2 protein-coding genes and 2 pseudogenes are annotated in these 1,461 nt (G+C 73.6%); 3 read left to right on the top strand and 1 reads right to left on the bottom strand.

The genetic code is table 11. The features are described from left to right. The 3 genes and pseudogenes from DJ75_RS09035 to DJ75_RS09025 all read left to right on the top strand — a co-directional run. Nucleotides 1–185 (top strand): annotated as a pseudogene (locus tag DJ75_RS09035) (hypothetical protein); the annotation flags it as partial. A 14-nt stretch (nt 186–199) separates the two neighbouring features. Continuing rightward, nucleotides 200–379: a hypothetical protein gene (locus tag DJ75_RS09030; protein WP_094524160.1), complete on the top strand. Its 180-nt coding sequence runs from the start codon at nt 200–202 to the stop codon at nt 377–379. After that, entirely contained in the window at nt 376–1,275 is a 900-nt protein-coding gene (locus DJ75_RS09025; protein ID WP_094524159.1) for a glycerophosphodiester phosphodiesterase, read from the top strand. Before DJ75_RS09030 ends, DJ75_RS09025 begins: the two co-directional genes overlap by 4 nt. A 59-nt stretch (nt 1,276–1,334) precedes the next feature. Here DJ75_RS09025 and DJ75_RS19375 read toward each other — a convergent pair. Beyond that, nucleotides 1,335–1,461, bottom strand: a pseudogene (locus DJ75_RS19375) (sodium-dependent transporter); the annotation flags it as partial.

Raw genomic sequence — 1,461 nt, 5'->3', positions numbered from 1 at the left:
TCTTGGAGACGCCGGTCGCGACGGATCCCAGCGCGACCGTCGCCTGGGGCGGCACCTCCCCGAGCGTCGAGGTCAACCGCAGCCTCTCGGACATGGTCGGCCAGGAGTCCGGCGAGCGGTACCAGATGCGCTTCGACGGCCCCGACGGGTTCGTCGTCGTTCAGCCGTACGAGGAGCACGTCTGACCGGCGGTCCGACGATGAGGGACGCGACCGAAACGAGCGACGACGCGAACGGCGCCCAGCGGGCGGACGACGAGTTCGCCGGCGACCGCGACGGCGACGACGACGCGGAGTCGACCGGCCCGCTCGCGCGGGCTGAGGCGGCCGTCACCGAGGCGGTCGGCCTCGTCGTCGACGCCGTCCTCGACGCGATATGACCGACGCCGCGCGCCCGACGCCGACCCTGATCGCACACCGCGGGTTCGCCGGCGAGAACCCCGAGAACACCGTGGCGGCCGTCGAGCGGGCCGCGGGGGTCGCGAGGTCGGACGGCTCCGCCGAGTCCGGCGTTCCAGCGGGGCGTCAGGCCGACTGGGTCGAAGTCGACGTCATGCCCACCGCCGACGGCGACGTGGTCGTCGTTCACGACGCGGAGCTCTCCGGTCGCGGCGGACGCGGCGATTCCGGTACCGCCGTCGACCGCGGACTCACCGACGCGGCGGGTCTCGTCTGGGAGACGGACACCGCGACCGTCACCGGCGCCGAGGTGCTCGACAGCGGGGAGACCGTCCCGCTGCTCGCCGACGCGCTCGAGGCGCTTCCCCCGGACGTCGGCGTGAACGTCGAACTCAAGAACCCGGGCCGGGGCGACCTCCGGCCCGACGAGAAGCTCGCCGGCGACGCGCTCGCGGACCGGACGGCGGTCTGGCGGCCGTTCGTCGACCGGGTGCTGGGCGTCGCCGAGGAGTCCGGGAACGACCTCCTGTTCTCGTCGTTCTGCGAGGGGGCGCTCGCCGCGGTCCGCGAGCGGTCGTCGCTGCCGGTCGCCCCGCTGGTGGCCGAGTCGATCGCCGACGGACTGGCGATCGCCCGCGAGCACGACGCGGCCGCGGTCCACCCGCCGATCGACGCGATTCGCGGAACGCCGTTCTTCGACGCCGAGCGGTTCGGGGGCGGCGGAGAGTCGGGCGGACCGGACCTCCTCGCGGCCGCGCACGAGGCGGGGCGCGACGTGAACGTCTGGACCGTCGAGACGTGGTATCAGGCCGATCGGCTCGCCGCGGCCGGCGTCGACGGGGTCATCGCCGATTACTCGACGCTGCTGCGCGAGTGACCCCTCTGCCGGGGGCCGATCGACGCGAAAACTCGGTTCCGCGGTGGGGCGTGGAACGCTCAGCGCGCCGCCAGCCAGTCCGCGAAGCCGCCGGTGAGGAACCCGGCGTAGTCGACGATACCGAGGTACAGCGAGACGAGCACGACGATCACGATGGGGACGCGCACGATCCAGAGCCAGGCGGTC

The sequence above is a fragment of the Halorubrum sp. Eb13 genome (assembly GCF_002252895.1).
GTDB lineage: Archaea > Halobacteriota > Halobacteria > Halobacteriales > Haloferacaceae > Halorubrum.
This window is presented reverse-complemented; position numbering and strand designations above follow the sequence as displayed.